20 protein-coding genes and 1 pseudogene are annotated in these 21,966 nt (G+C 69.0%); 6 read left to right on the forward strand and 15 right to left on the reverse strand.

What is annotated here, in order from left to right; all coding sequences use genetic code 11:
- Positions 1-3 precede the first annotated feature (3 nt).
- On the reverse strand, positions 4-432 hold the full coding sequence (locus AB5J62_RS02945) for a helix-turn-helix domain-containing protein (RefSeq protein ID WP_370946530.1): 429 nt from the start codon (positions 430-432) through the stop codon (positions 4-6).
- A 91-nt stretch (positions 433-523) separates the two neighbouring features.
- Here AB5J62_RS02945 and AB5J62_RS02950 point away from each other — a divergent pair, with 91 nt between their 5' ends.
- Positions 524-1,117, forward strand: coding sequence for a DUF4291 domain-containing protein (locus AB5J62_RS02950; protein WP_370946531.1), 594 nt, complete (start codon positions 524-526; stop codon positions 1,115-1,117).
- Here the strand turns inward: AB5J62_RS02950 and AB5J62_RS02955 are convergent.
- From AB5J62_RS02955 to AB5J62_RS03005, 11 genes are all read right to left on the reverse strand, one after another.
- Complete coding sequence (locus AB5J62_RS02955) at positions 1,110-2,282, reverse strand: cytochrome P450 (RefSeq protein ID WP_370946532.1); 1,173 nt, start codon at positions 2,280-2,282, stop codon at positions 1,110-1,112. The genes AB5J62_RS02950 and AB5J62_RS02955 overlap by 8 nt on opposite strands.
- A gap of 28 nt (positions 2,283-2,310) precedes the next feature.
- Positions 2,311-3,012 carry a hypothetical protein gene (locus AB5J62_RS02960; RefSeq protein ID WP_370946533.1) on the reverse strand — a complete coding sequence of 234 codons (702 nt, stop codon included), beginning with the start codon at positions 3,010-3,012 and terminating at the stop codon, positions 2,311-2,313.
- 20 nt (positions 3,013-3,032) lie between these two features.
- A complete protein-coding gene (gene purH, locus AB5J62_RS02965) occupies positions 3,033-4,586 on the reverse strand; it encodes a bifunctional phosphoribosylaminoimidazolecarboxamide formyltransferase/IMP cyclohydrolase (RefSeq protein WP_370946534.1) in 1,554 nt (517 codons plus the stop codon).
- Positions 4,583-5,200 carry a phosphoribosylglycinamide formyltransferase gene (gene purN, locus AB5J62_RS02970; protein ID WP_370946535.1) on the reverse strand — a complete coding sequence of 206 codons (618 nt, stop codon included), beginning with the start codon at positions 5,198-5,200 and terminating at the stop codon, positions 4,583-4,585. Before purN ends, purH begins: the two co-directional genes overlap by 4 nt.
- A gap of 76 nt (positions 5,201-5,276) precedes the next feature.
- Positions 5,277-6,767 carry a DUF6350 family protein gene (locus AB5J62_RS02975; RefSeq protein WP_370946536.1) on the reverse strand — a complete coding sequence of 497 codons (1,491 nt, stop codon included), beginning with the start codon at positions 6,765-6,767 and terminating at the stop codon, positions 5,277-5,279.
- 158 nt (positions 6,768-6,925) lie between these two features.
- Positions 6,926-7,723, reverse strand: a complete 798-nt coding sequence (locus AB5J62_RS02980; RefSeq protein WP_370946537.1) for a DUF5336 domain-containing protein — start codon at positions 7,721-7,723, stop codon at positions 6,926-6,928.
- 273 nt (positions 7,724-7,996) lie between these two features.
- Entirely contained in the window at positions 7,997-8,365 is a 369-nt protein-coding gene (locus AB5J62_RS02985) for a hypothetical protein (RefSeq protein WP_370946538.1), read from the reverse strand.
- A gap of 102 nt (positions 8,366-8,467) precedes the next feature.
- Positions 8,468-9,361, reverse strand: a complete 894-nt coding sequence (sucD, locus tag AB5J62_RS02990; protein WP_370946539.1) for a succinate--CoA ligase subunit alpha — start codon at positions 9,359-9,361, stop codon at positions 8,468-8,470.
- Between the two features lies 1 nt (position 9,362).
- Positions 9,363-10,532, reverse strand: coding sequence for an ADP-forming succinate--CoA ligase subunit beta (sucC, locus tag AB5J62_RS02995; protein WP_370946540.1), 1,170 nt, complete (start codon positions 10,530-10,532; stop codon positions 9,363-9,365).
- Between the two features lie 138 nt (positions 10,533-10,670).
- Positions 10,671-10,973, reverse strand: a complete 303-nt coding sequence (locus tag AB5J62_RS03000; protein WP_370946541.1) for a cobalamin-dependent protein — start codon at positions 10,971-10,973, stop codon at positions 10,671-10,673.
- Positions 10,970-12,610 (reverse strand): hypothetical protein, encoded by a 1,641-nt coding sequence (locus AB5J62_RS03005; protein ID WP_370946542.1) that lies wholly within the window; start codon positions 12,608-12,610, stop codon positions 10,970-10,972. The genes AB5J62_RS03000 and AB5J62_RS03005 overlap by 4 nt, the downstream gene beginning before the upstream one ends.
- A 598-nt stretch (positions 12,611-13,208) precedes the next feature.
- Here AB5J62_RS03005 and AB5J62_RS03010 point away from each other — a divergent pair.
- Positions 13,209-13,982 (forward strand): M23 family metallopeptidase, encoded by a 774-nt coding sequence (locus AB5J62_RS03010; RefSeq protein ID WP_245757548.1) that lies wholly within the window; start codon positions 13,209-13,211, stop codon positions 13,980-13,982.
- Between the two features lie 325 nt (positions 13,983-14,307).
- Here the strand turns inward: AB5J62_RS03010 and AB5J62_RS03015 are convergent, their stop codons facing one another.
- Positions 14,308-14,781, reverse strand: a complete 474-nt coding sequence (locus AB5J62_RS03015) for a GNAT family N-acetyltransferase (protein WP_370946543.1) — start codon at positions 14,779-14,781, stop codon at positions 14,308-14,310.
- Between the two features lie 102 nt (positions 14,782-14,883).
- The gene (locus AB5J62_RS03020) at positions 14,884-15,819 is read right to left on the reverse strand and encodes an IS66 family transposase (protein WP_370946544.1); all 936 of its coding nucleotides are present in this window, start codon (positions 15,817-15,819) and stop codon (positions 14,884-14,886) included.
- A gap of 146 nt (positions 15,820-15,965) precedes the next feature.
- Here AB5J62_RS03020 and AB5J62_RS03025 point away from each other — a divergent pair.
- A pseudogene (locus tag AB5J62_RS03025) lies at positions 15,966-17,188 on the forward strand (IS256 family transposase).
- 38 nt (positions 17,189-17,226) lie between these two features.
- Positions 17,227-18,198 (forward strand): IS4 family transposase, encoded by a 972-nt coding sequence (locus tag AB5J62_RS03030; RefSeq protein ID WP_370946545.1) that lies wholly within the window; start codon positions 17,227-17,229, stop codon positions 18,196-18,198.
- 169 nt (positions 18,199-18,367) lie between these two features.
- On the opposite strand, the gene AB5J62_RS03035 is transcribed toward AB5J62_RS03030, so the two are convergent.
- Entirely contained in the window at positions 18,368-19,402 is a 1,035-nt protein-coding gene (locus AB5J62_RS03035; protein ID WP_370946546.1) for a hypothetical protein, read from the reverse strand.
- Between the two features lie 307 nt (positions 19,403-19,709).
- On the opposite strand from AB5J62_RS03035, the gene AB5J62_RS03040 reads away from it, so the two are divergent.
- Both AB5J62_RS03040 and AB5J62_RS03045 read left to right on the forward strand, forming a co-directional pair.
- Entirely contained in the window at positions 19,710-20,360 is a 651-nt protein-coding gene (locus AB5J62_RS03040) for a hypothetical protein (RefSeq protein ID WP_370946547.1), read from the forward strand.
- Positions 20,361-20,371: 11 nt separating this feature from the next.
- Entirely contained in the window at positions 20,372-21,916 is a 1,545-nt protein-coding gene (locus tag AB5J62_RS03045; protein ID WP_370950160.1) for a DNA polymerase Y family protein, read from the forward strand.
- Positions 21,917-21,966: the final 50 nt, after the last annotated feature.

The raw sequence follows: 21,966 nt of genomic DNA on the forward strand, positions 1-21,966 counted from the left end.
CGTTCACCCCATCAGCATGTCGGCTATTTCCAGCAACTTCGCGGTGTCGAGCGGGCTGGCCAGCACGATCACCTTCAAACTCGCGCGCTCTTCGTCATACGCGGACTCGATGCGCACCGGCGGCCCGCCGGGCTCACGCCCCTGCAGCGACGCGTTGAGCCCGAGCACCACCCGGCTGGCGCCGTCACGGTCGATCGCGTCGACCTGGAGGATCGTCGTCACCTCGACCCGCCGGGTCCTGACAGCCGACTCGCGCGGCGTCGCCGGGACGACCCCGCCGGTCAGCGCCTCGAGGTCTTCGCGCGCGATCCGGTACTGCTTGCCGATGCGCACAGCCTTGAGCCGGCCGTCCCGCACGTAGTTGCGCACCGTGCGCACATGCAGGCCGAGCCGGTCGGCTACCTGCTCAACCGAGTACAACTCCTGATCCATATTCCTAAAAGTACCCTATCTTCCGGAAGATAGGGAGTCTTGAGGTAAATTCAGTGGCGCGCGACACGCGACCACCGTCAAGCTGAGCGCCATGAAAAACCCGAAACATCAAATCCGCGCGAAACTGACGCCCACCACGGTCACCGTCTACCAGGCGTACGGCCCGCACATCGGCCTGCCCGCGGCGCGCGACGGTCGCTTCCCGCCCGAGTGGAAACGCGACCGGATGACCTGGATCAAGCCGTCGTTCCTCTGGATGATGTACCGCTGCGGCTGGGGCACCAAGGAAGGTCAGGAGACCGTGCTCGCCGTCGAAATCACCCGCGAGGGCTTCGAATGGGCATTGCGCAACGCTTGCCTGTCCCACTACGACCGGGCGCTGCACACGGACGCCGCCAGCTGGAAACGCCAGCTCAGGCAGTCACCCGCGCGGGTCCAATGGGACCCCGAACGCACGCTCCATCTCGGGCCGCGCGACTTTCGCTCGTTGCAGCTGGGGCTCTCCGGCGAAGCCGCGCGCCGCTACGCCGACGAATGGACGGTCTCCATCACCGACGTGACCCCGCTGGCCCACGAGATCCACGCGCTCGTCCGCGACGGCGACCTCGACGCCGCGACCGGGCTGCTGCCCGAAGAAGTCCCCTATCAGCACCAAGAAGACCTCATCGCGCATCTGATCAGCTGACCGCGAGCACCCGCACTCGCACACCGTCGCGGGGCCGCATCGCGGCCAGCGAGGTCGGCTTGAACGCGTCGTCCAGCAACTCCAGCGAAACCCGCTGCCGAAGCCGCGCGAGCATCGTCCGCAACTCCGTCGTCGCGAAATGCGAGCCGACGCATCGATGCGGACCGCCGCCGAACGGCAGATACTCGTGCGGGCTCGGTTTCCCTGTCTCCCAACGACTCGGGTCGAAGCGCAACGGGTCGGGCCAGACCTCTTCGAGCCGGTGCGTCACGAACGGGCTGTAGACCACGAAGCGCCCGGCACGCACCCGATGCCCCTCGTAGGTGAACTCCCGGACGGTCTTGCGCAGGCTGATGACCGCGGGCGGATACAGCCGCAGCGTCTCCGAAACCACGTCGTCCAAAGAGGACTCTCCGGGGTTCATCAGCAGCGCGCGCACGGCCCACGCCATCGCCGCGCTCGTCGTCTCGTATCCGGCCGCGATCAGCGAGATCACCTGATCGACGATCTCCACATCGGACAGTCCGGAGCCCAGCAACGCGCCGAGCACGTCGTCACCCGAACGCTCGCGCGCCATCTCCGACCGCACCTTCGCCTCGACCCGCGCGCGAGCGGCGACCGCGCGCCGGTAGGCGGGCAGGAACTGTTGCACCGGCTGCAAAAGCGGGCTCTGGTCGAGCAGGTCGAGCGCGATCTGCAGGTCTCGGCCGAGCACCGGCTCGTCGGCCGCGAGCACCGGCCCGAACAGGACCTCGATCGTGGCGCGCCGGATCGCGGTCCGGAACTGGTCGTAGACGTCGACGACCGAACCCGGCCGCCAGGTGTCGATCACCCGGTCGGCATGCGCGGCCATCGTCTTCTCGTAGCCCGCGATCCGGGTGCGGCTGAACGCGGGTGTGACGAGCCGTCGCCTCCGCTGGTGGTCCTCGCCGTCGCTGACGATCAGCGCGGTCTCGCCGTCGACCGGGATGAGCGGCTCGAACGCGCCGCGCCAGCTGAACAGCTCCGCGTTGGCGAAGACGAACTTGTTCGCCTCCGGCCCGAGCAGGTGCGTGTACGGCCCGATCTCGCTGACCGGCCCGAACCGGCGGTACAGCTCCGGATAGCCGGTGAACGGATCGCGGAGCAGCCCGACCGCGCTTTTGGCCCTTGCGAGCGCCTTCATACCAGCGACGATACGGGCAGTCGTGCTCCTACCTCACGCGTTCGACCAGCAGATCGTTCGCGACGTCCTTCACCGCCGCGGCCGACTCCTCCGCGGGAATCGGCTCGGTACTGAAGAACGTCTTGTCCCAGCCCTTGTAGATGATGTCGACGTAGTACGTGCCACGCACGAACATCAGCTCGGCGCCGCTGAACGAGCTGTCGGTGTCGAGTGATTCCAGAATCGAATCGTCGCCGACACCGGGGATCGTCATCTGCTTCTTGTACGGGCTCAGCCTGGCCTTGAAGTCACCCTGCGCGATGTCCGGCCTGGGGTACTTGGACACGATGACCGACAGCTGCCGGTCGTGGACGTGCTCGCTCTTCATCGGCCGCCAGCTGCAGCCGTACCGCTTGCCCGCGTTCTCCCCGATCCCGACGGGCGCCTCGTCGGACGGCCCGGTCGGGGTCGGGGTGTAGAGCCGCTCCAGCAGCCCTTCGGTCTTGACCATGCATTCGCCGCGCGGCGACGGCGAGTTCGCCGCGATACCCACCGAGGCGAAGTAGTCCTTGGCGAACAAGCCCAGCGGGATACCCGCCGCCAGCAGCACGAACACGATGGACAGCGAGATCCACAGCCCCGTCCGCTTCTTCTTCGGCGGCGGTTGCTGCTGGTAGCCGTAACCGGGCCAGGGTTGCTGCTGATGCGGCTGACCCCAGCCCGGCGGCTGCTGCTGCGGTGGATACGACACTGTTCCCCCAGTTTTGAATCTCAGTGCGCGAAGTGGCGCGTCCCGGTCAGGTAGAGGGTCACCCCGGCGGCCTCCGCCGCGGCGATCACCTCGGCGTCGCGCACCGAACCACCCGGCTGCACGACCGCGCGGACGCCGGCGCCGAGCAGCACCTCGAGGCCGTCGGCGAACGGGAAGAACGCGTCAGAGGCCGCGACCGAACCCTTGGCGCGGTCACCGGCACGCTGCACGGCGAGCCGCGCCGAGTCGACCCGGTTGACCTGCCCCATGCCGACGCCGACGGTGGCGAGCTCGTCCGCGAGCAGGATCGCGTTGGACTTCACCGCACGCACCGCGCGCCACGCGAACTCGAGGTCGGCCAGCGTCTTCTCGTCGGCGGCCGTGCCGCAGGCGAGCGTCCAGTTGGCCGGGCTGTCGCCGGGCGCGTCGATCTGGTCGGTGGTCTGCAGCAGCACACCGCCGGAGATCGGGCGCAGCTCGATGCCCAGGCCCGCCGAGGCGGGCAGCTTCAGCAGGCGGATGTTCTTCTTGCGGGACAACACTTCCAGCGCGTCGGCGTCGAAGTCGGGCGCGAGCACGACCTCGGTGAAGATCTCGGCGATCTGCTCGGCGGCGGCCAGCGTCACCGGCCGGTTCGTCGCGATGACGCCGCCGTACGCCGAGACCGGGTCGCAGGCGTGCGCCTTGCGGTGCGCCTCGGCGACGTCCGCGCCGACCGCGATGCCGCACGGGTTGGCGTGCTTGATGATCGCGACCGCCGGCTCGCTGAAGTCGTAGGCGGCGCGGCGCGCGGCGTCCGTGTCGACGTAGTTGTTGTACGACATGGCCTTGCCGTGCAACTGCTCCGCGTGCGCGAGTCCACCGTGGACGTTCTTGTACAGCGCGGCCTTCTGGTGCGGGTTCTCGCCGTACCGCAGCACGTCACCGCGCTCCCAGGTGCCGCCGAGGAAGTCGGGGAAGCCGGAGTCGTCGGCTGGCGCGTACGCGCTGGCGAACCAGGACGCGACGGCCGTGTCGTACGCGGCGGTGTGCGCGTACGCCTGTGCCGCGAGCCGCTTGCGGTCGGTGAGCTCGAAGCCGCCGCTCTTCACGCGGTCGAGCACCCACTCGTAGCGCGACGGGTCGACGACGACGGCCACCGAGCCGTGGTTCTTGGCGGCCGCGCGGACCATCGCCGGGCCGCCGATGTCGATGTTCTCGACGCAGTCCTCGGGGCTCGCGCCCGAGGCGACGGTCTGGGTGAACGGGTACAGGTTGACCACGAGCAGGTCGAACGACGCGATGCCGAGCTGCTTGAGCTGCTCGACGTGCTCCGGCCGGTCCATGTCGGCCAGCAGCCCGGCATGCACGCGCGGGTGCAGCGTCTTCACGCGGCCGTCGAGCGACTCGGGGAACCCGGTGACCTCTTCGACCGGGGTGACCGGCACGCCCGCGTCGGCGATGACCTTCGCGGTGCCGCCGGTCGAGACGATCTCGACGCCCGCGGCGTGCAGCCCGGTCGCGAGCTCCAGCAGGCCAGCCTTGTCCGAGACGCCGATCAGCGCACGGCGAACAGGGCGCAGTCCAGTGCTCACGAGAGAATCACCTTTCGTCCTTCGACAGCACAGCCATGTCGGCCGAGCTTTGCGATCGTTTCCACCAGCAGCCTGCGTTCCACGGCCTTGATGCGTTCGTGCAGCACGGCTTCGTCGTCGTCGGACTCCACGAGCACCGCCTCCTGGGCGATGATCGGTCCGGTGTCCACCCCGGAGTCCACGAAGTGCACGGTCGAGCCGGTGACCTTGACGCCGAGCGCGAGCGCGTCGGCGACCGCGTGCATGCCGGGGAACGCGGGCAGCAGCGCGGGATGCGTGTTGACCACGCGGTTCGGGAACCTGGCGAGGAACTCGGCGCCGAGTATCTTCATGAACCCGGCCGAGACGACCAGGTCCGGCGAGTAGGCGGCGACCGCTTCGGTGAGCGCCTTGTCCCACGCGTCGCGGTCCGGATGGTCGGCGACCCGCACGGTGAACGACGGCACGTGCGCGCGCTCGGCCCTGGCGAGCGCCTCGATCCCGGTGCGGTCGGCGCCGACCGCGACCACCTTGGCGGGATAGTCGTTGGCGGCGACCGCGTCGAGCAGCGCCTGCAACAGGGTGCCGGAGCCGGAGGCCAGCACCACGATCTTCACCGGCGAGGGCAGGTCCAACCGACTAGCCAGGACAATCTCCTTGCCGGGGCCGCGCACACTCGGGTGCACGGCGATTCACCAGGTCACACGCACTCTAACGGTCCGGCTGTTGATCTTGATCGGCCGGTGCGGGCTCGGATTCGGAGTCGGAATCTTCAGTGGTTTCCGTCACTGCCTCGGCTGGTGCTTCGACGGGCTCCGGCTCGGTGACCGCTTCGTCGGCTTCCGGTTCTTCTGGGGTTTCGGGTTCCTCGAGCGCCTCAGGCACCTCAGGTTCCTCGGGCTCCTCAGGAGTTTCGGTCTCGTCGACGTCCTCGGACGCCTCGGCCTCTTCGGACTCTTCGAGTTCGGTCTCCTCGGCGGCTTCGATCGCCTTGTCCGTCTCGACGCCCATGACCTCGCTGGGCGCGGCGGGCGGCGAATGCGGACCCGCGAAGAACGCGACGAAGCAGCCGGGAACCACGATCCAGGCGAACGCGATCACCGAGGCGATCCCGACCGGCACACTCACCGGATCGAACGGCCCGTGCCCGAGCCGCCCGCCCGCGAGCGTCCCCAGCACGACACAGCCGAACCCGACGAGCGCGCCCGCGACGGCGACCGTGCGCAGCCGGGCGACCGGGTCGTCGTCGATCTTGCGCACCGACCAGCCGACGAGCGCGCCCGCCGCCAGTGGCAGCAGCATCAGCACCGGCCACCACATGGCGTGGTGATCGGGGATGCCGCCGAGCAGCGGCACCCCCGGCACCGCGCCGCCGGTGAAGCCGAACGGCGTCACCGTCACGGAGCCGAGTGAGAAGCCGGGCCCGGACGCGAACGACAGCGCCGCCACGATCGCGTTGGGCAGGTAGCCCAGCGAAAGCAGGAAAAGCCCGAGGCTGCTGCCGAACGCGGGCTCGAACAGATCGTCCACAGTGGACCAGGACAGCGCGAGGCTGAGCGTGTACGTCACCGCGCCCGCGGCGAGCAGCGCGGCCATGCCCAGCGCGCCCGCCCGCAGACCGCGCAGCGCCAGCGGATCGAGGTACTCGGCGGCCACGTCGAGCATGCCGCACCGGTTGGCCACCCCGGCGATCGCGGCGGCGGCGGCGAACAGCCCGGGAACGGCGAACGCGGTGAACGCGTCGACACCGATCTGCCTGCCGTCCGCGATCAGCGCGATGAGCACGCCGAACGTCGCGTGCGCGAACCCGATCACCACGACGACCGGCACGGCCTCACGCGGCGAGCGAAGCCCGAGCCGCTGCGCCGCGCCGCCCGCGGTACGGGCGTTGAGCACGGCGAGCCCGATCGTCGGCAGCAGCGGCAGCACGCCGAGCGGTTTGCCGCCGATGTCGATCGGGACCTGGAACGAGGCGAGCCAGCCAGGCCCGGCCGAGAGCACCACGCCGATCACGGTGAACCGCGCGCGCTCGGCGGTGACGGTGATCAGCGCGAGCAGCGTCGCGACCAGCGCGTAGCCGGTGACGAGCGGGGCGAGCGCGGCGAAGAGCAGCACCCGCAGCCGGGCGGACGGCGACGGCGCGGCGACCGGTTCGTCGACGTCGGACCACTCATCGGCCTCGTGGGTGAGCAGATCCGCCATGATCGGCACCCTGACACCCGGTTTGCTCCGACCGGGTGAGACACGCCGCCCGGCCAGGCGGATGTGAGAGCACGCCCACTCGGACGGGTCAATCCGGAAAAGAAAACACCCGCGGTGACACGGAGCGTCACCACGGGTGGTCTTCCCAGTTCAGGGACTTACTTGGGCTCACCGAATCCGCCGGGCGGGGTGCCGGGCGAGGACGGCGGCGGGGTGGCCTGGGTCGGCTCCGACGAGAAGAACTGACCCTGCTGCGGCGCGTAGGTGGTGGCGCCGGAGCCGGGGCCGGCCGGCGGCGCGACGGGCGGGTTGAACTGCGTGCCCTGCGGGCCGGACGACGGCTGCTGCGGCTGCGCGCCGGTCGGCGGCTGGTGCTGTTGCTGCTGGGGCGGGCCCTGCTGGAACTGCGGCGGCTGGTGGCCGAACTGCTGACCGTAGGGCTGGCCGTACGGGCTCTGCGGCGCGGCGGGCTTCGGCGCGGGCAGCTTGATCACGTCGTGCTCGAACAGCAGCGCCGCGACCGCGACCAGCATCTGCAGGATGCCGAGGATCAGGATCACCGTGATGATGCCCGGCGTGCTGGCGTCGGTCGGCGTCGAGATGACCAGGTCGAGCGCCTGGAACGCGCCGAGCACGCTGAACAGCGCGGCGAACGGCAGCGCCTTCGGCCCCTTCGGCAGCGCGCGCAGCCCGGCGAGCAGACCGGCGACGAGCAGGTACATCGTCACCGAGCCCGCCCGGTTGGCCTCGTCGGAGAAACCGATGAAGTACTGGACCAGACCGAGGACGGCGACCGCCAACGCGAGCAGCAGACCGAGGTTCAGCGGGTTCTCCGCCGAGGCGGGTGCCGATGGCGGCGGCGCCTGGGGAGGGAATCCGCCCGTGTTCGGCGCGGGCTGGTGGGGCTGGGCGCCACCCTGCTGGGGGTAGCCAGGCCCACCGCTGGGGAAGGTCATCCGAGCTCACTCCTGTCCTAGAAGACCGGCGCCCCGGGAGCAGGCGGTACACCCGGGACAAACGAGGCGCCTGTGATGTGGGGAAACGCTAGCGCACCCGCGGTCACCCGCGGTTTCGGGTGTAAGACGCCGCGTTCACCCGATCGGTTGCACTTCCACCGTACAAAACCCCACCCCGCCAAGTGGCCCCTTTGCCAACCCGGCCCCATGACCCAGCCCACCCCGAGCCCTGGGGTCGTGAGTGGTACGGCCGGTTCTAACCGGTCCAAACACTCACGACCCGAGTTTGTCGAGGACCGTGCGCAAGAGGGCGGTGAGTTCGGCCATGCCTTGGTCGAGCTTGGCGAGCTGGGCGCGGACGTCGGCTTGGTGGAGCGTCGTCTCCAGCTGAGCGGACCGCGAGCGCGCCTCGAAGATGCTCATCTTCGTTTCGAAGGTGCGGGTCTCCTTGAGGTGCTCGGACTGCGTCTGGCTGAGGTCGCTGAGCACGCGGGTGTGCGCGGACAGCGTTCCCCGGCACTCGGACACCTCGCGATCCGCGGCCACCGCCAGCACCCTGGCGGTGGTGGCGTCGCACTGCAGGTCCGACATCTGGCGTTGCATCCCGGCCAGGTGCGCTTCGAGCTTCTCGGAATCAACCATGCGCCAAGCGTAGCAAAGTGGCCTAGTCATCTAGCCACTTGCGCGAGCACAAAAGGGCCGGACACCAAGACGCGGTGTCCGGCCCTTTTCAGTCAGCCTTGATCAGGCGTGCAGACCCTGGTAGATCTCGCGCGCCAGCTCGGCGGTCTCGCTCGGGGTCTTGCCCACCTTGACGCCGGCGGCCTCGAGGGCCTCCTTCTTGGCGGCGGCGGTGCCGGACGAACCCGAGACGATCGCGCCGGCGTGACCCATGGTCTTGCCCTCCGGCGCGGTGAAGCCCGCGACGTAGCCGACGACCGGCTTGGTCACGTTGGCCTTGATGTAGTCGGCCGCGCGCTCTTCCGCGTCGCCACCGATCTCACCGATCATCACGATGACCTCGGTCTCGGGGTCATCCTGGAACGCGGCGAGCGCGTCGATGTGCGTGGTGCCGATGACCGGGTCGCCACCGATGCCGACAGCCGTCGAGAAACCGATCTCGCGCAGCTCGTACATCATCTGGTAGGTCAGCGTGCCCGACTTCGACACGAGGCCGATCTTGCCGGGGCCCGAGATGTCGGCCGGGATGATGCCGGCGTTCGACTTGCCGGGGCTGATCACGCCGGGGCAGTTCGGCCCGATGATGCGGGTCTTGTTGCCCTTGGCGACCGCGTGCGCCCAGAAGTAGGCCGAGTCGTGCACCGGGATGCCCTCGGTGATGACCACGGCGAGGCCGATCTCGGCGTCGATCGCCTCGAGGACCGCGTCCTTGGCGAACTTCGGCGGCACGAAGACGACCGACACGTCGGCGCCGGTCTCCTTGATGGCCTCTTCGACGGTGCCGAAGACCTTGAGGTCCTTGCCCTCGATGGTGACGGTCGTGCCCGCCTTGCGAGCGTTGACGCCACCCACGATGTTGGTGCCGGACTTCAGCATCTTCGTGGCGTGCTTCATGCCCTCGGAGCCGGTGAGGCCCTGGACGATGACCTTGCTGTTCTCGGTCAGGAAGATCGACATGTCACGCACCTGCCGCAGCGAGCTCGGCGGCCTTGTCGGCCGCGTTGTCCATGGTGTCCACGACGGTCACCAACGGGTGATTGGCGTCCGCCAGAATGCGGCGGCCTTCTTCGACGTTGTTGCCGTCGAGCCGGACCACCAGCGGCTTGGTCGCCTCGTCGCCGAGGATCTTCAGCGCTTCGACGATGCCGTTGGCGACCGCGTCGCAGGCGGTGATGCCACCGAAGACGTTCACGAAGACGCTCTTGACGTCGGTGTCGTTGAGGATGACGTCCAGACCGGCCGCCATGACCTGCGCCGAGGCGCCGCCACCGATGTCGAGGAAGTTGGCGGGCTTGACGCCGCCGTGCTTCTCACCCGCGTACGCCACGACGTCCAAAGTGGACATGACGAGGCCCGCGCCGTTGCCGATGATGCCGACCTGGCCATCGAGCTTGACGTAGTTGAGGTCCGCGGCCTTGGCCTTGGCCTCGAGGGGGTTCTCGGCCTGCTTGTCGACGAGCGCCTCGTGGTCGGGGTGCCGGAAGCCGGCGTTCTCGTCCAGGGTCACCTTGCCGTCGAGGGCGATGATCTTGTCCTGCGGGTCGCGGACCAGCGGGTTGACCTCGACCAGCGTCGCGTCCTCGGAGACGAAGGTCTCCCAGAGCTTGACGACGACGTCGGCGGCCTCGTCGATGATCTCGGCCGGGAACTTGCCCGCGGTCAGGATCTCCAGCGCCTTCGCCTTGTCCACACCGGCGATCGCGTCGACGGGGATCTTGGCGAGCGCCTCGGGGCGCTCCACGGCGAGCTGCTCGATCTCGACGCCACCTTCGGCGGACGCCATCGCGAGGAAGGTCCGGTTGGCACGGTCAAGCAGGAAGGAGAAGTAGTACTCGGACGCGATGTCCGAGGCCTCCGCCACCAGCACGCGGTGCACGATGTGGCCCTTGATGTCGAGGCCGAGGATGGCTTCCGCCTTCTCGGCGGCCTCGTCGGGGGTCTGGGCGAGCTTGACGCCGCCCGCCTTGCCGCGGCCACCGGTCTTCACCTGGGCCTTGACGACGACCTGGTTGCCGATCTGCTCCGCGGCAGCCTTGGCTTCTTCGGGGTTGCTAGCCACGGCACCCGGCAGAACCGGTACACCATGGGCGGCGAAGAGATCCCTCGCCTGGTACTCGTAGAGGTCCACTACTCCAGTCTCCTGACGACACGCCACTGTGTTGGTCCGGGCTACCCGAACCGCTGCTGCTGTCGGACCAGATGAGGTTAGCGACCTGCGGAGAAGCAGGGGACTCCGCACCTGGTGAACTCGGTCACGAGACGCCGTTTACCGGTGTGAGTCCACCCACTTCACGGCTTCTTCCGCCGTTTCGAAGCGGGTTTCGGCGCCCGCGGCTGCCCCGATCGTGAACAGCCGCACATCGCCGATCGACTCGGCCAATCCGTCAAGTTTCCGCCCGGCGGCGACCGAGACGCCCACTACGTCCGGATCTTCCTGTTCGGCCGTCCGGACGATCTGGTCCACTGTGGTCAGTTCACCGGTGTAGACGACCTCGGCGCCCGCGTCGCGCAGCAGCCTGGCCAGCTCCACACAGGGTTCGCCGAACTCGACCAGCACGACACGGATCACTTCGCGCTCCGCGCCGAGAGGCCGGCCGAGACGATCAGCGCGACAAGGCAGAGCAGCGCGAGCCAGAACCCGAGTCCGGCGTGCGCGCCCTCGACCCTGCCGCTGAGGAACGGCAGCTCGGCCACCCGCAGCACGACGACGACCGCGGCGCCGAGCAGCAGGATCGCGCCCTTGGCCGGACGGCTGCGCGTCGCGAACGCGATGGCGCCCACCACGGCGACCAGCCCGGCGAGCAGGCCCCACGACGAGACGTCGAAGTTCGAGAAGACACCGGGCGCGACGTAGTCGGGCGCGCTGACGACCGGGAGCGCGAACGCGAGCACGGCGAGCACACCCGCCAGGCCGAGCGGCACGGCCAGCGCCGGTCCGAGCGCGGGCTTGCGGAGTTCCTCGGCCTCTTCGCGCTCGACGACCCCGGTGACGACGGAGGCCACGGCCGCCGCGGCCGCGGCGAACATCGCGAGGCTGGTCAGCACGACACCAGGCCCGATCGTGAACGCGTTCGCCACCTGTGTCGCCTTGACCGGCGTCGCGAGCACGGCCGCGCCGGTGAGCACGACGCCGGTCCAGGCGACCGACAACGCGGGCCGCGCGACCGGCGCCAGCGCGAGCGCACCGGTCGCCACCCCGGCGATGAGCAGCAGCCAGCGAACCGGGCTGTGCGTCGCGGTGAACCCGGGTTCGGCGACGACCAAGGGCGCCAGGCAGCCTGCGACGGCCAGCGCCGCGGTGAGCACGCCGAGCGCGCCCGTCACCCGGCGCCACAGCGCCAGACCGGGCACCTTCGCCTCCGACGGCAATTCGCCCGCCTTGCGGAAGGTGAGCGCGAGCAGCACCGCCGCGGCCAGCAGCCCGAAGACGGCGACGAGCACGAGCACCGGCCCGCCGCTCACCGACAGCTGGTCGACCGCCAGCCCCGAAACCACGCTGGGCACGACGACACCCAGCAGTCCGGCGCCGAGCCCGACGAGCACGCCCGCGCCGACCTCCGGCACCTGCGTCAGCGCGACCGAAGCGGCGACGACCACGCCGATACCCAGCAGCAGATAACCGGCGAGGACATAGGTGGGCGATTCGAACGCCGAGCGGGACAACAGGAAGACGTTGGTCGAGCCGACCGGCGGCATCACCAGGCCGACCGCGGCCCAGATCGCCGGGAACGGTGCGACCAGCTGCCACCAGCGCCGCGCCGGGATCGCGCCCAGCGCGTCGGCCTCGAACTCCGCCACCCGGTTGGCGGCGTAGCCGGCGGCGATGGTCAGCAGGAAACCGGCTTGCAGCACCCAGAAACCCACCCCGACCGGCGGATCGTCGTACCGGCCCGGCAGGTAGTACTCGGGCCGCACGATGTCCTGCGAGCCCGCGAGCACCTGCATGTCCAGCGCCAGGCGTCCCGGCGCGAGCGCGGCGGCGCCGAGCAGCACCCCGGCGGCCAGGCCGTAGCGGCCCCTGAGCGTGAAGACGACGGCGGCGGCGAACGGCAGCAGCGCCAGAATGATCAGCATCGGCCCGGCGGAGAACCCGGCGGACACACCGGTCACGAAGGGCAGCAGCGCGCCGAGCACCAGCGCGGCGGTGGCGGCCGCGGAAAGCCCGAGCGCGAGGGTCAACGCCCCCGGCCGCGGCTGGGTGGACACGGCTTCAGCTTCAGAGGCTTTAGAGGCTTCAGAGGTCGGCATCGGCTGGAGACGCTAGCAAGCACCCGAGCGACCACGCCGCGCCACGCACCCCGACACGTCGCCCGGCTTCCCCTGCCCTGCCGAGGTGGCTGCGCCTTGGTGCGCGCAGATGCGTGAACACACGCGTACGCGCGCGCTCGCGCGCGGAGGCTGCGGGGATCCATCACGGCGGACGGCGCAACCGGTTATTCGCCTCTCGGACATCACAAACCGTCCGTTCATACCGCTGCCCCTAGGGGAACCCCTGTTGCGTAAGTCACACCGAAGGATGTAACCCCCTCCCAACTTTGCGTAATAGCCACTGGTCCGAGCACGGCACGCCGTTCCACGTTCAGCCGACACGCGGGACGGATGTTGCCCAGAACGGTGCCCCTTGGTTACTGTCCCCCGAACCCCATTACAGTCAGGTCACGAAAAGGACAGCGAGCAACCACCCCCGAGGTTGCTCAGTCGGGATCCCCCGCCCGGCGTTCCGGACCGACCTGACTCCCCGAACACGGAAGGCCCCGTCTTGGCTTCACACCGCTCCCCCGGCGGCCAAGCTTCTTCCCCGGTTGTGAAAGGCGCACTGAACGGTGCCGTCGTTCGCGTCCGGGGTTCCCACCGGCTTGCTCCTCCCTCGTCAGCTCTGCGCGGTCGTGTCGTCGTTGCCGCTGTCGCCTGTGGCGCTTTCGCCGCAGCCGCGGCAGGCCAGACGCTGAACTCGGCGGGTGCCACTGATTCCGACGCCGCGGTCACCCCGCTGGCGAACGCCACCGACGCGAGCGCGGCCTTCGGGCTCGGCGGCGCGGCCACCGGCGGCGCACCCGAACTGCTCCCGGCGTCGCACCTGAGCGACCCCTCCGCCGAAGCGCAGAAGCTGGCCGACAGCGAGCAGGTCACCCAGGCCCGCGAGAAGCGTGAAGCCGCCGCCCGCAAGGCGGCCGAAGAGGCCGCCAAGCCCAAGACCTGCCTGCCCGCCAAGGGCACCTTCACCTCAGGTTTCGGCGCCCGCTGGGGCACGAGCCACCTCGGCGTCGACATCGCGAACTCGATCGGCACCCCGATCTACGCGGCCGCCGCCGGCACTGTCATCGAGGCTGGCCCGGCCAGCGGTTTCGGCCTGTGGGTACGCATCCAGCACGACGACGGCACCGTGACCGTCTACGGCCACATGAACAGCTTCTCCGTGCGCGCCGGCCAGAAGGTCGGCTGCGGCGACCAGATCGCCGAGATCGGCAACCGCGGCCAGTCCACCGGCCCGCACCTGCACTTCGAGGTCTGGCAGAACGGCACCAAGAAGATCAACCCGCTGCCGTGGCTTTCCGCGCGGGGCATCAACCTCACGTAAGAGGTTCCTGGCCGTTCCGATATTCGCCGTCTCGCCGCGCCCAGTCATCCAGGGCGCGGCGCGCGGCGTTTTCCGGCCCCTGCACACCGGTCGACGCACGCCAGGCGACCAGCCCGACGTCCTAGCTGGACCACGAGCCCCCACCCGCGCTCCGACCCATTTCCCGTCACTGACGTTGATATACCCCGGTACTGATCCACCGAAACCCGTCGTCACCCGCATCGGTTACCCCTCCTCGCGTCCCGGGGCCACCGACCTGCTCAGCGTACCCCATCATTCGAACTTTTGTTCGATTCTACTCGGCGGGTCCGACAGTTTCCGGCGCTCAGTCGAGCCGCAGGATCGTCTCCTCGATTTCGGCGCCCCTGGCGTTCGCGTACCCGGCGTCGGTGCCGACGACCGTGAAGCCCGCCTTCAGCAGGACCTTGAGCGAGCCCTCGTTGTCACTGGCGGCGCGAGCGTGCACCGGCCGGACGGTGACGACGTCGAGCAGCAGAGCCACCGCACGGCTCGCGACGCCCTGCCCCCAGTACGCGCGGTCGATCCAGTAGGTGAGCTCGGTGTCGCCTTCCACGACGAAGGCCGCGATGGTGCCGGCGAACCGCCCGTCGAGCGTCACCGCGCGGTTGGTGACGTCGGGCGCGGCACGCACCTTCGCCATGTGCGCGTCGAACGCCGCGCGGTCGTCGGGGTCCTTGGCCGTGAACGCGGCCATCCGGACCGACTCGGGATCGCGCATCTGCTCGAACACCGCGTCGAGGTCCGCGTCCTCGAGCGGCCGCAATGCCACCTCTGCCACTGGAAACCCTCCTTCTTCGCCTGTACTCGCAAAGTAGCAAGGGGGTCCGACAGTTTCGGGGTCGTGAGTGTTTACGCCGGTTAGAACCGGCCGTGTAACTAGTCAGGTGGTTGCTGGGTTGGTTGGTAGCCAGGGGTTGCCGGTGATGGCGTTGTGGAGTGCGGTGAGGGTGTGGACGCCGTTTTTGCGGGTGGTGGAGATGTAGGACCGCACTGTGAGCCAGGTGGTGGCTCCGGTGGTGGTGCGCCAGCCGGCGAGTTTGAGTTGGGTTTTGGTCATGCGGATGTCGCGTTCGGCCTGGTTGTTGGTGAAAGGCACTGTCAGGTCGAACGCGAACCGCAGGACGTCGTCGCGGTGGCGGTGTAGTCGTTCGAGCAGGGCCCGGGTTGTGCTTTGGCGGGGCCGGCCGCCTTGCGGGTGTCCGATGTGGTTGCGGGGATGCAGGTTCAGCCCGTCGGCGAGGTGTTTGTCGAAGCGGGTGATCATCGGGTGCAGGACTTCGGCGGGTAGTTCGGGTAGGTCGAGGTCGCGGGCGGTGTGGGCGGCGACGTTGAGTTCGTCGAGCACGCCGATCAGCAGGCCGGGCCAGTCCTGATCGGGGTGGGTTTCGGTGGCGGCGATGAGTTCGCGCTGGTGGTGGGCGTTGCAGAGCGCGTGGACGACCTCGGTGTAGGTGCGGTAGGGGTGCCAGCCGTCGTGCACCGCGATGCCGGCGAAGCCGGGCAGGACACCGAACGCGTCGATCGCGTCGCGGCCGCGTTGGGGGTGCAGCAGATAGGTCGTGAGTTTCTCGGTGGAGGCCGAGTGCAGCCACCATCGGACACCGGCCGCGCGCAGCGCGGTCTCGTCGAAATGCGCCACCGGCGCCCGGCGCACCGCGTCGTGGACGGCGTCGGTGAACGGTTGCAAGGCTGGTGCGACCTGCCGCAGCACGGAGGAGACCCAGCCGGTGGACACGTTCATGCCCAGCACGTCGGCCAGCAGTTGCGCGGCGCGGGCGATCGGGATGTGCTGATAGGTCAGCAGATACGCCGCCAACGCGGTCAGGTCGTGTCATGACAACCGTGTAAGCCACGGATGGACCAGGATCGGGTCGCTGACCGCGACCCAGAAAGGCTCCACCTGTGACCGAGGACACACCTGACCGGGATCCGGGCTCCGCAGCCGGCGAAGCGCTCGCGCGCGTGCTACCGCCAGAAACGCTGGACGCGTTGGTGAAAGACGCGTACGAGAATGGCGGCGCGCTGGGCGCCCAAGAATTGCTAAATCAGATGACCAAGGCGGTGCTCGAAAGGGCGCTGGACGCCGAGATGACCCATCATCTTGGCTATGAGAAAGGAGACCCCGCCGGGAACGGTTCCGGGAATTCCCGGAATGGCAGGTCTCCAAAAACCGTGTCGACTTCGAATGGTCCGGTCGAGCTGGCGGTGCCGCGTGACCGGAACGGTTCGTTCGAGTTACGATCGTGCCGAAACGTGCACGCAGGCTGGGTAATATCGACGAGGCGATCCTGTCGCTGTATTCGCGTGGCATGACCACCCGGGATATCGAATCTCATTTACGTGAAGTATATGGCGTGAACGTGTCGCGAGAATTGATCTCCAATGTGACCGACGTGGTGACCGACGAGATCGCGTTGTGGCAATCTCGGCCTTTGGACGAGATGTACCCGATTCTCTATGTCGACGGCCTGCGACTGCGGGTCAAGGACAAGGGCGTGGTCACCTCCAAGGTCGCCTACCTGGCCATCGGCGTGGACATGGAAGGCCGCAAACACGCCCTCGGGCTCTGGATCGCCGACACCGAAGCGGCGAAGTTCTGGGCCAAGGTCGTCACCGACCTGCGCAACCGTGGCGTGAAAGACATCCTGATCGCCTGCTGCGACGGCCTGACCGGGCTGCCCGACGCGATCCGCGGCGCGTTTCCCGACACCGTAGTCCAAACCTGCGTCGTGCACGTGATCCGCAACGCCATGCGGTTCATTTCCTATGGCGATCGGAAGAAAGTCGCCGCCGCCATGCGGGACATCTACACCGCGCCGACACTCGAGGCGGCCGAGATCGCACTCACTCAGTTCGATAAAGACTTCGGCATACAATACCCCGCCGCGATCCAGGTCTGGCGACACGCCTGGAACGACTTCACCCCATTCCTCGACTATCCACCCGAACTCCGCAGAATCGTCTACACAACAAACCTGATCGAGAACATCAACTTCCAGCTCCGGAAAATCACCAAGAACCGCGGCCATTTCGACAGCGACACCGCCGCGACAAAACTGCTCTACCTCGGACTCCGCAACATCACCAGCAACCGAGGCGGACCATCAGGAACCGGCACCCGAGGCTGGAAACAAGCACTAAACACGCTCGCCGCACTCTTCCCCGACCGCCTGCCACTCCACTAGAATCAGAGAAGAAATCATCCGTGGCTTACACGGAAATCATGACAGGGCCCGTGCCCGACACCGAGGACAACGCCCGCCTGTTCGGGCTCGCGGGCGGGAAAGCCGGCCCGTCCGGCTACCGCAAACTTCAGCTGCTGGGCCTGGTGGAATGCGGCACCCGCGCGTTCCTCGGCGCTGTGTTCTCCAGCACCGCGAACGGGGAAACCACCCTCGCCACACGGTTGCTGGACAAACTCACCCCCGGCGTCCTGCTGCTGGGCGACCGCAACTTCTACACATGGCCGCTCTGGCACGCCGCGGCCACGACCGGAGCGGACCTGTTGTGGCGCGCCACATCCAACGCCAACCTGCCTAGCGACCAGACATGCCCCGACGGCTCCTACCTGTCCCGGTTCCCGAACCGCAAGCATTACCGCCACCAGCCGGACCCACGGCCGGTGCGCGTGATCACCGCGATGATCACCATCACCACCGCCGACGGCAACACCCGCCACGAGCACTACCAGCTGATCACCACCATCCTCGACCACCACGCCGCACCCGCCGCGGACCTGATCGACCTCTACCTGCGCCGCTGGGACATCGAACGCGCCTTCTACTCCTGGAAAGTGCTGCAAAAAGGCCCCGGACGGGTCCTGCGCTCACGCACCCACACCGGGATCGAGCAAGAGGTCTACGCCTACCTGACCACCTACCAACTGCTACGGCGCTTCGCCCAGGACAGCGCCGACACCGCCGACGTCGACATCAACCGCGTGTCCTTCACCCTCGCGCTGACCACCATCACCGACAGCATCATCAGCCACCGCGGAGCCACCCCCGACCACCGCCACACACACGCTACACACCGAGCAACCCGCAGACTCAACCCACAACACCACAGGTCACGGCAATGCCCCCGAGCACGGAAACGACCCACCTCACCATTCCCATCCAAACGCCCGGGAACACCACCATCACAAAAAGTCACCTACACAACCACCGTCTTGACACCACACCCCACGCCCTAACTACCCGGCATTGGGTTCTAACCGGTCTAAACACTCACGACCCCTTGCCTTCGCCTCTCTCAGCCGCGAATGCCGTGCGTCCGGGCCTCGCGACGTGACCTCGTCAGCCAGACCGACGCACGCCACAGCCCTTCCTCTCAATAGAACCGGCCGTACCACTCACGACCTTTTACTCGGTCCAGCGAGCGGCCTTGCCGCCCGAGTTGCCCACGATCAGGCCGTTCGAGTTGACCGCGGTCGCGAACGAGATCGTTCCCGGCCCCGCGTCTTCCAGCGTCCCGAGGTCCGTCACGCCGTCCGCGGTCCAGCGCGCCGGGTTGGACCGGCCTTCCGGGGTCCGCGACTCGCCGACGACGACGCCGCCGTCGTTGATCGCCCGCGCCCCGCTGTCGTTCCGGCCCGAGTTCGGGAAGCCGGGAAGCTCGGTGACGGTGCCGTCGGTGTTCCAGCGGACGGCGAAGACGCCGTAGTCGCGGCCGACCGTGGCCTGCAGGGTGCCGACGATCGCGCCGTCGTTGTTGATGCCGTTGGCCACGGAGTAGTAGCTGTTACGCAGGTTGGGCAGCGAGGCGATCGCGCCGTCCGGGTTCCAGCGGACGGCCTGGGTCCGGCCGTCGGAGCCCTGTGCCGAACCGGCGACCGTGCCGTCGGAGGCGATTCCGGTCGCGGTGCTGGTCCGCCCACCGGGCAGGGTGCCGAGGTCGGTCACCTCGCCCTCGGCGGTCCAGCGCACGGCGTGGCCGTCGTAGCTGTTGCCGGACGCGGAGCACCAGCCCGCCATCTCGCCACGCTCGCTGATGGCCTTGGCTTCGCAGAAGTCGATGCCGGGCAGCGAGGCGAGCTCGATGATCTCGCCTTCCGGGGTCCACATGACCGGGCGCTGGTGGTCGGCGTTCGACGAGGAGCCGACGATCGCGCCGACGGCGTTGACGCCGTACGCGCGGCTGCCGGTGTCGCCGTCGAGGGTGCCGAGGTCGTTGACCGAGCCGTCCGGGTCCCAGCGGACCGCGTGCGTGGTGCCCTCGGTGTTCGACCAGCCGACGATCACGCCGTCGTCGTTGACGCCCCAGGCGCCGGTGCCGGAACCGCCGTCGAGCGCGGGCAGTTCCTCGACGGACGGGTCGGCGGAAGCCGCCATCGGGGTGAGGGCGGCGAGCACGAGCGCGGAACCCACTACAAAAGTCAGTTTTCGCAGGTTGAGCATGGTTCTTCCTTAAATCCCCAGCCGCGGTCGACACCGCGATTCGCCGGGAGCATAACAACCTTGATCAAGGTCGACGACGGACTTTCGCCGCAGGTCACAGTCGGCTTGACAGCACTCGGCCGGATCGTGTGTACTGGATTTGTCGAACAAGTGTTCGAGGTGCGAGAGTTCGCCGCCTTCCCCGCGGTGACCGTAGCGCCGCCAGAGCACGCCTTTTCGCGGGGGCGTGCGCCGGCGGCGTTGGTCATGGAGAGGAAGCGGGTGCGGGGTGTCGGCGGGAGTGGCGCGGCTGGCTTCGTTGCCAGGGGTGAGCACGGCCAGCGGAGTGGCGTCCGCTGCCGAGCACGCGCGATCGACGGGCGGGGTTCTCAGGGTGCATCCCGCCTTCGCCGATCTGCTGCCGTCGGGGGGACTGAAACGCGGGAGCACCGTCGCGGTGCTGGGTTCGGTCTCCTTGCTGCTCGCGTTGCTGGCGGAGGCCACGGCGGCCGGGTCGTGGGCCGCAGTGGTGGGCGTGCCCACGCTCGGCCTGGCCGCCGCGGAAGAGCTCGGCGTCGAGGTGGGCAGGCTCGCTCTCATTCCCCGCCCCGGCGTCGAGTTCCCCGCGGTGGCCGCCGCACTGCTGGACGGGGTCGATCTGGTGGCGGTCGGGGCCGCCGGGGTGAACGCGCAGGTGGCCAGGCGGCTGTCCGCGCGGGCACGGCATCGGGACGCCGTGCTGCTTTCGCTGGGTTCCTGGCCCGGCGCCGAGGTGGAGCTTCGCTGCGAACCGGGCCGCTGGTCCGGGCTCGAAGCGGGGTATGGGCACCTGCGTGCTCGTGGAGTCGTGGTCCACGCCCGGGGAAGGGGTGCGGCGGCACGGCCCATGAGCACGCGGGTGCTCTTGCCCGGTCCGGCGGGAAGCGTTGCGGAGCAAGAGAAAAACGTGCGTTCGATCTTCTCGTCGGAGGTCGGATGAGCGGCAAGCGCATGCTGGTCCTCTGGTGCCCGGACTGGCCCGCGGTGGCGGCGGGCGCCGCCGAAGGGCACTCACCGCATTTGCCTGCCGCGGTTTTCTGCGCCAATCGGGTGGTCGCGTGCACGGCGGTCGCCAGGTCGGCGGGCGTCCGCCGCGGCATGCGGCGGCGTGAGGCGCAGGCGCGGTGCCCGGAGCTGGGTGTGTTCGGGGAGGACGACGGGCGCGACGCCCGGCTGTTCGAGCCGGTCGCGGCCGCGGTCGAAGAGCTGGTCGTCGGGGTCGAGGTGGTGCGGCCGGGGCTGGTCGCGGTGCCGGTGGACGGCGCCGCCGGCTACTTCGGCGGCGAATACCAGCTGGTCGAGAAGCTGGTCGACCACGTGTCCGGTGCGGCGGGGGTGGAGTGCCAGGTCGGGGTCGCGGACGGGTTGTTCGCCGCGACGCTGGCGGCGCACCGGTCGGCGCTGGTCGAGCGGGGCACGGCCGCCGCTTTCCTCGCCCCGCTGGGCATCCACGAGCTCGACCAGCCTGGCGCGGAGCGGGCCGAGCTCGTGGACCTGCTCAAAAGGCTCGGCCTGCGCACACTCGGCGCGTTCGCCGCGCTGGCCGAGCGGGACGTGATCACCCGGTTCGGCGGCGCGGGCCTGCTCGCGTACCGGCTGGCGGCGGGCCGGTCGGATCGGCCGCCGACCCGGCGCAGGCCGCCGCCGGAATTGGCCGTCACCAAGACTTTCGAGCCACCGCTCGACCGGGTGGACGCCGCCGCCTTCATCGCGAAGTCGCTCGGCGAGCGGTTCCACGCCGGGCTGGCGAGCCGGGGGCTGGCCTGCACGCGGATCGGCATCTACGCGGTCACCGAGCGGGACGAGGAGTTCGGCCGGGTCTGGCGGTGTGCGGAACCCCTTACCCCGCAAGGGATCGCGGATCGGGTGCGCTGGCAGTTCGAGGGCTGGCTCAAGGCGCGCGACCGGCCGACGTCCGGTGTGGTGCGGCTGCGGCTCGAGCCGGAAGAGACCGTCGAAGGCCGCTCGCTGCAGCTCGGGATGCTAGGCACCGAACACGCGCTCGCCGCGGACAAGGCGGCCAGGGCACTGGTCCGGGTGCAGGGCCTGCTCGGTCCCGAGAGCGTCTTCACCGCGTTGCTCGATGGCGGCCGCGGGCCCGCCGAGCGGGTCCGGCTGGTGCCTTGGGGCGATCCGAGAGCCGAGGCGGCGCCGGAAGGCACGACGTGGCCAGGCCGGCTGCCGTCGCCTTCGCCGTCGATCGTGCTCGACCGGCCGGTGCGGGCCGTCGTCGTCGACGCGGACGGCCGCGAGGTCGCCATCGACGCCAGGAGACGGGTCACCGCGCCGCCGTACCAGGTCGGTCTCGACAGCGGCGAGCCGAAGCTGGTGCTCGACTGGGCGGGCCCGTGGCTGGTGGACGGCCAGTGGTGGGCCAGTGACGGCAGAGGCGTCGCCGCGCGCATGCAGGTGCTGCTGGAAGACGACACCGCGTTGCTGCTGACCCGCGTGGGCGGTGAACGTCCACTGTGGATGATCGAAGGGATGTACGACTGAATGTCCGAGGAAGAGGACTACAACCAGCAGCTGCTGGAGTGGCTCGACAT

The organism is Amycolatopsis sp. cg5 (assembly GCF_041346955.1).
Lineage (GTDB): Bacteria > Actinomycetota > Actinomycetes > Mycobacteriales > Pseudonocardiaceae > Amycolatopsis.